Genomic DNA, 6348 nt, shown 5'->3' with positions numbered 1-6348 from the left:
GCTCGGTGCGTACAGCGCATAGACGAAGCCGGCGCCTTCCACGTGCTCGCGGCGCACCGAACAGTTGTTGGTTTCTGCGGCATCGGACCACACGGCCCGCAGCTTCTCCGGGCCGATGGATTGACCGTTGCGCAGGCGGAACGTCAGCCAGCGCACGCCCAGCGGCGGATGGTAGGTCAGGTTAGCCATTGCGCACCTTCAATACGGCGGCGGAGATGGTTCAGGACGTCCGGTTGCAGATCAGGATGCTCGTTGCGCGCGGACGCCGGCAGATCGATGCGGACAGCGCCGTTGACCAGCGCGGGGGGGTCGGTGTGCAGGTCGATCCACCATCCATCGGGAAGGCGAAGCCCGCGTCCATCCCTGTCATAGAGGTTGATCTGAAAAGACATGACGCTCGCTCCCATTGGAGTTCGAGCATACGCCTGCGCGATGTCACTCCAGACTGCGACCCGCCGACGCGATTTCCTCGACCCGCTTGGCGCACACGAAAACGAACGCCTCGTCCTGCTGCACCTTCAGGAACGAATCCAGCCACCGTGCCGCAGCACCGCGGTTGCCGATCACGCCCCCGAGTTCTTCGGTAAGGCAACGCGCGCACTCCATGCCACCCGGACTGGGGGCCTGGCAGGCGCGGCAGCGCGCCATCGTCGTCGTTCTTGCCGGACGGCACTGGTACATGATCTTCGTCATCAGGCTTACCGCACGGGCATGGGATGGCATCAGCGCTCTTCCCGAACGTTGGACAGAGGAAAGCCGCGCAACGCGCGGCCTCTTCTTCGCTTATTGCTCAGCGACGGGTGTCACGGCCCGGCTCGCTCTTCTGTTCCTGCCCGGACTTCTGCGGGCCGACCGGCTTTGCATCCTGCTGGACCTGCTGCTCCTGCTGGCGCTGCTTGCCGTCCTGCTTCCGGTCGCCGCCCATTGCGTTGCCGTCGGCCTGGCCCTGCTGGGCGGCCTGCTTGATTCCGGTCGGGGCGTTGGTGCGGTCGGTCTGGCCTTGCGGCGTATTGTTGTTCATGTCTTGCTCCACCGCAGCGATCTGCTGCAACGCCACTGTGGGCGTGGGCCGGTTACGCAGCTGCATGAAAGCCGGAGATTAATGAACGGGCACCATGAACAGCGCTGCGCGCACACAGGCTCCTGACATGCACAGGTGTACGTTGGCGTTCCAACAGGAGAAGTCTCATGGAACGCATCACCAACAAGGACTTCGTTGACGTCGAGCGCGAGCTGCAGCATTGGCAGGCCGCGTTCCAGACGGGCGATCTGCCCGCCATCAACTTCCGCCACGAGGTCGCACCGGTCATCCGCCTGGCGTGCGACATCTATGTCCGCAACCCACATGGCACGCGCACGGCGTGGCTCACCGATCTGCAGTCACGGCTCGCGCTGCGCACCAGCCTGCGTGGCCACCCGGGGTCGGCGGAAATGGCGATGGGCTGCTGGGCGCGCCTGTCCGGACCGGCATTGGCCCCGCAGGCGGGCTGACACCGGCTGCGCGCAGATCACTCCTCGCCGGCGAGCTGGTTGCCTTCCTGCATCAGCTGATCATTCAACCGGTTCACCAGCGCGATGACCGCATCGGCCAAGGCACGCGCATCGGCGATCGAACCGTGGAAGGCAATGCGGGTGCCCTCCACCCTCACTTCCGCCAATGAAAGCTGCGACGCCAGCGTCGCGCAGTGCTGCAGGAAGCGGCCGGTCCACTGTTCATCGGGTGCCTGATCGAGCAGCGCGGTGATGGCTTCATCGGCAGTCGCATCGACCTGCTGGTGAAGCCGTGGCACGTCGAACCCAACGATGCGCGGCAGTCTGGACGTGCTCACGTACTTCCCCAAGGGTGTGCAGGACGGCAGTATCGCTGCACCGACCCTCCCGGGCGAATCGTCCGACGTGAACCGTTCATCCGGGCCGGCGATGTCGGGCCCTCGGTCAGCGGAGGCGTGTCGATTCCCGAGCCGTCCGGGCGTCGAGAGAAGAAAGGCCGGCCAACGTGGCAGCCAACGCCGATGGACATCCCGATGACGCCGATCCTGACCGCATTCAAGCATTCCCCGGACCGTGGCCAGGGGCTGGCCCGCGACATGCGCGTGCGCTGGGCGCTGGAAGAGCTGGGCCTCGCCTACGACGTCCATCTGCTCTCCTTCGAGGAGATGAAACAGCCGGCGCACCTGGCGCGGCATCCGTTCGGTCAGATTCCCACCTATGAAGATGGCAACGTAGTGCTGTTTGAATCAGGCGCGATCCTGCTGCACCTGGCCGAGCAGCACCCCGGGTTGCTGCCCGTCGATGCGGGTGCGCGCATGCGTGCGATCACCTGGATGTTCGCCGCGCTGAATACCGTGGAGCCGCCGATCGTCGAACGCTCCATGGCGTGGGTGCTGGAACGCGAACAGCCTTGGTACGGGCAACGGCTGGTGATGCTGGACGAGCGCGTGCGCAGGCGGCTGAGCCAGCTGTCCGCCCGGCTGGGCGATGCACCATGGCTGGACGGAGACTTCAGCGCCGGCGATCTGCTGATGGTGTCGGTGCTACTGCGGCTGCAGAGCAGCGGCATCGTCGGCGAGTATCCAGACCTTGCTGCCTACGTGGACCGCGCGACCGCGCGGCCGGCCTACCAGCGTGCCTTCGCCGCGCAGCTGGCGGTGTTCCAGAACCTGTAGCTCCACGCCATGCGTGGAGTTCGCCATCCATTGGTACTGCTACGCGTCAATCGGCAGCCATCCGCGTGCCACCCGATCTCCGGAAGCAACAGCCACTGGATCAGTGGATGTCCAGCGCGACGATGCCGTCCCCTTCCAGGGTGAACGCGTGTGTCAGCACCACCGGGCTGCCCGGGAACGTGCCGCTGACCTGTGCAGATACGATGTGGCGACCGTCCTGCACGTGCAGCTGCAGGGGGACCACGTGTTGCTGGTAGGCCGCACGCGTCTGCGCCACCCAGGCGGCAATCGCCGTGTGTCCCTGGTGCTGCTGGCGCTCATCGCGCACCGTCGCGCCTGCGGCAAAGCACTGCTCTACGTGCGTTCCGGGCTCGCCATTGGCCAGCAGGAAATAGCGGGACAACGGCGCGGGAAGATCGATCGACATCGCAGGCACTCCAGGCGGGACTGGCGCTATTCTCGAACCGCAACCTGGCCGCCACAAGAACGCACCTGAAGGTAAGTGACCCACCCCATGAGAAAGGCCTATACCCCTGAGACCGCCGCCGCGGACGTGGCCAGTGCACTCGCACTGCTGGAAGGCCGCTGGAAGCTGTTGATCCTTTTCCACCTGTTCGACGGCAAGGTGCAGCGCTATTCCGACCTGGAGCGGCTCATCCCCGGCATCTCGCAGAAGATGCTGGCGCAGCAGCTGCGTGCACTGGAAGCCGACGGCATCGTGCTGCGCACGGTGTATCCGCAGGTGCCACCGAAAGTGGAGTATCGACTGAGTGCGTGGGGGCAGGCACTGTGCCCGGCACTGGACGCGCTGCTGCTGTGGCAGGAGCAGAAACCAGCGGCAGGCGAGCCATCGGCATGACCACCTTCAGCGCAGCCACCATGCTGCTGCGAATGGTGAACACCCCGTAAAACGGCCATCGCGCGTGCGGCCACGCGCACCGCACCATCACCTACGCTCAGGTTCCGCCCCCCCGCCCGGAACCGGATCATGCCCTTGATTGCCATCGCGCTTGCCTCAGCACTGTCCGCCCTGCCCGACATCGGCTGGGAGCGCGAGCGGGCCGAAGATGCCCACCAGCTCATGCTGTGCCAGATCCACCGCGACCAGCTGGCCGATCGCGGGGAGAAGTCGCAGACCTACCAGCAGGCCAAGGCCGTCTGTGATCTGCTCGCCCGCGAGTACAAGCAGAACTGGGATTTCGACGCCCACGACGCGCTGGCGGCGGAGGCAGTGGACTTCTTCGACCTCCTGCAGCGCGGTGAGGCCACGGCAGTGCCACCGCGCAAATCCGATCACGCTCTCGAGTGATCGCCGCCCTGTTGAAGATCAGAGAATGACGGCAGCAAACAGGCCGACAACCCCGATCGTCGTCAGCAGGAACGAGACCACTACCGAGCCGAGCGCACGCAGCGCTGATCCTCCATTCAAGGCCACGAAGGCCCGCATGCGGGCCCACAGGTACCACGCCACCGCCAGCGCGCCGATGGCTGGCGCGGTGAACGGGCCGGCCTGCGACGGGGAAGCAGCTGCCGCCTGCGCCAGCGCGAGTGCCACCACGAAGGGGCATGCGATGAACGCCTGGATGGAGAAGGGCTCGCGCAGCGTCTCGCGGTTCACGGGCAGCCGCTGACGCCGAAGCGTGCCCAGTGCCGCGCCGAGCGCGTACACGCAGAACACCGCAGAGCGGGTGAGCAGCAGCCCCTGCTCGCTGCTGAAAAGCAGCTGCCCTACCGGTGTACTGAGTCGGGGCGAGGACATGCGCAGCGCCATCTCCAGCGCATGGGCGATGGCCACCGACAGGATCAGCATCAGCACCGGGCTGATCGCATCGGAGAACCGCTGGTCCGAATCCTTGCCGAGCTCGCGGCGGGTGTAGAGGGCGACCTCGCCGGGGTGAATCAGTACCCGCCAGAACATCCGCGGATAGAACACCAGCCAGCCGACCAGCTCGTAGAGGAATTCTTCCAGCGATCGCAGCAGTCGTATGAGGTCCATGACCGCTGTGGATAGCGTGCGGCGCGTGAAGCCGGGATCACGGGCGGGGGAAGAGTGGCCGCGCTCTGGTCAGAGCCGATGCCGGCAAGTCCCATCTGCAGGTCCAATCCTGGACGACGTCACTCGCCACGGTTCCCCGTGTCTGTGCTGGCTCGGATGCTCTTCGCCATCGAGTCGCAGAATGCGGCAATCGCTCGAGCTCATTCGCAGACGGAAGCCGCTGCCTCCAGCAACGGCCCCACGGCAAGCGCTGGCGCCGGGCGCTCGGCCGGGAATGCAGCCGCGATTGCCTTGGCTGCGCGGTCAGCGTGCGGCTGGGCATACCATGACGAATCGCTGGACAGCGCTTTCCCACGCACGTCCCGTTCGAACCGATACTGGCCCCAGTAGATGGCCAACGGCTCTTCCAGTGCGTTCAGCGGATTGGGCAGGGCCAGCGCACTGGGGCACAGCTGCGCGAACGCTGCCGCCATCGCCTCCCGGTTGGCAGCAGGCTGCCCCGCCGACAGGAAGTGCGCGTACTCGTGCAGCACGATCGGCGCCCAGTCATCCTGCACGTGCTGCTCGGAGAACAGCACAATGGAGCCACCGCGCAGCTTGGCCTGGGTGCGGTTCGAATACGGCCACCACACGAATCGCACCTGGAAGATGGGCGCGGCCTCCGCACCGTAGAAGGTGCGCAGGCGCGCGGCAAATGCAGCAGCCTCCGGCGCCGCCAGTTCCCGGGTCAACGTCTCCTGTTGCTGGCTGAAGCGCGCCGTCCCGGTCAGCAGTGCGCGCGCACGGGGCGCAAAGCGTGCATAGAAACGCCTCAACAATTCCCGGTCACCAGCGGCCTGTGCGGCGATGGCGGCCTCGGTGGCGGCAGAGAATGATGCCGCGTTCTGGAAGTAGCCGGTGTATGGGTCGCCAATGCGTGTATCGCTGCCGGCAAACAGGCTGTCTGCCAGAGGCCGCTTCCCCTCGTCATTGCGGGCCATCGGGGAAGTGCGTTGACGAAACCGTGCATAAGCCTCGAGCGCAGCACGATCCTTAGCATCCAACCCGAACCTGCGCTCCCAGTCCTGCTGGTAGATCGCGTTGGTATAGCCAGGCAGCCAATCGGGCAGGTTGTCCAACAGATTGAACAGATCAAAGGCTTCGTCGTAGCCCACCGTAACCAATGGGGGCGCCTGCAGTGTCGAGCTTGCCGACCCGGCACGGGCCCACTGGGGCGCCAGCACAAGAACGGCGATGCACACAAAATGCACTGCCTGCGATCTGAATGACATCCGACATGCTCCTGGACGATCGGGTGGCCCGATTCGAGCATGGCGCCGAAGGTTCCACAACGTGACCATCGGCAGGGGCTGGCAGGCCCCTCCCCTCTTAACAACCTCGGGCAGATTGCCGACACGTATTCCATTGAATGAAGCGTGCGAACCGAAGGAGATCCATCTTCGGCATCAGCGAGCCCACGCTCCAACGACAAGAGCAGGAGATGCTGACCGAGCTGCGCACAACGAATCAGGATTGTGGATTTCGAGGATGAGGAGCCATCGGGAGAAGGCTGCGCTGGCTCAGCTCCGAAGTGCAGCAGGGGGCGCGAAGAATGGCAGCTCCCAACAGCGGCATGGGCACTGCCGGGAATGCAGCCACCAAGTAGGCCGAAGGAGATCCATCTTCGGCATCAGCGAGCCCACGCTC

General features: G+C 65.4%; 11 protein-coding genes and 1 pseudogene. 4 read left to right on the top strand and 8 right to left on the bottom strand.

Features of this window, described 5'->3' with window-relative positions:
- The 4 genes and pseudogenes from AB4Y84_RS10140 to AB4Y84_RS10125 all read right to left on the bottom strand — a co-directional run.
- Window positions 1-189, bottom strand: a pseudogene (locus AB4Y84_RS10140) (hypothetical protein); the annotation flags it as partial.
- Window positions 177-392: a hypothetical protein gene (locus AB4Y84_RS10135; protein WP_025879033.1), complete on the bottom strand. Its 216-nt coding sequence runs from the start codon at window positions 390-392 to the stop codon at window positions 177-179. The gene AB4Y84_RS10135 and the pseudogene AB4Y84_RS10140, both read right to left, overlap by 13 nt.
- A gap of 43 nt (window positions 393-435) precedes the next feature.
- On the bottom strand, window positions 436-723 hold the full coding sequence (locus AB4Y84_RS10130) for a hypothetical protein (protein WP_025879034.1): 288 nt from the start codon (window positions 721-723) through the stop codon (window positions 436-438).
- 67 nt (window positions 724-790) lie between these two features.
- Window positions 791-1021, bottom strand: a complete 231-nt coding sequence (locus AB4Y84_RS10125; RefSeq protein ID WP_033832573.1) for a hypothetical protein — start codon at window positions 1019-1021, stop codon at window positions 791-793.
- A gap of 167 nt (window positions 1022-1188) precedes the next feature.
- On the opposite strand from AB4Y84_RS10125, the gene AB4Y84_RS10120 reads away from it, so the two are divergent.
- Entirely contained in the window at window positions 1189-1491 is a 303-nt protein-coding gene (locus tag AB4Y84_RS10120; RefSeq protein WP_025879036.1) for a hypothetical protein, read from the top strand.
- A gap of 17 nt (window positions 1492-1508) precedes the next feature.
- Here AB4Y84_RS10120 and AB4Y84_RS10115 read toward each other — a convergent pair whose 3' ends face one another.
- Window positions 1509-1829 (bottom strand): hypothetical protein, encoded by a 321-nt coding sequence (locus AB4Y84_RS10115; protein ID WP_080149919.1) that lies wholly within the window; start codon window positions 1827-1829, stop codon window positions 1509-1511.
- 195 nt (window positions 1830-2024) lie between these two features.
- Between AB4Y84_RS10115 and AB4Y84_RS10110 the strand changes: the two genes are divergently transcribed.
- Entirely contained in the window at window positions 2025-2666 is a 642-nt protein-coding gene (locus tag AB4Y84_RS10110) for a glutathione S-transferase family protein (protein WP_442244520.1), read from the top strand.
- A 100-nt stretch (window positions 2667-2766) separates the two neighbouring features.
- On the opposite strand, the gene AB4Y84_RS10105 is transcribed toward AB4Y84_RS10110, so the two are convergent.
- A complete protein-coding gene (locus tag AB4Y84_RS10105; protein ID WP_442244519.1) occupies window positions 2767-3093 on the bottom strand; it encodes a nuclear transport factor 2 family protein in 327 nt (108 codons plus the stop codon).
- Window positions 3094-3180: 87 nt separating this feature from the next.
- On the opposite strand from AB4Y84_RS10105, the gene AB4Y84_RS10100 reads away from it, so the two are divergent.
- Entirely contained in the window at window positions 3181-3525 is a 345-nt protein-coding gene (locus AB4Y84_RS10100; RefSeq protein WP_025879040.1) for a winged helix-turn-helix transcriptional regulator, read from the top strand.
- A gap of 129 nt (window positions 3526-3654) precedes the next feature.
- The gene (locus AB4Y84_RS10095; RefSeq protein WP_025879041.1) at window positions 3655-3975 is read left to right on the top strand and encodes a hypothetical protein; all 321 of its coding nucleotides are present in this window, start codon (window positions 3655-3657) and stop codon (window positions 3973-3975) included.
- A gap of 18 nt (window positions 3976-3993) precedes the next feature.
- Here AB4Y84_RS10095 and AB4Y84_RS10090 read toward each other — a convergent pair whose 3' ends face one another.
- A complete protein-coding gene (locus tag AB4Y84_RS10090; protein WP_080149773.1) occupies window positions 3994-4662 on the bottom strand; it encodes a hypothetical protein in 669 nt (222 codons plus the stop codon).
- 200 nt (window positions 4663-4862) lie between these two features.
- Entirely contained in the window at window positions 4863-6002 is a 1140-nt protein-coding gene (locus AB4Y84_RS10085) for a hypothetical protein (protein WP_442244518.1), read from the bottom strand.
- Window positions 6003-6348 lie beyond the last annotated feature (346 nt).

Origin of the sequence: Stenotrophomonas sp. 2YAF22, assembly GCF_052114665.1 — a bacterium.
Taxonomy (GTDB): Bacteria; Pseudomonadota; Gammaproteobacteria; order Xanthomonadales; family Xanthomonadaceae; genus Stenotrophomonas; species Stenotrophomonas indicatrix.
The sequence above is the reverse complement of the archived record's forward strand: the minus strand, read 5'-3'. Positions and strand labels throughout refer to the sequence as shown.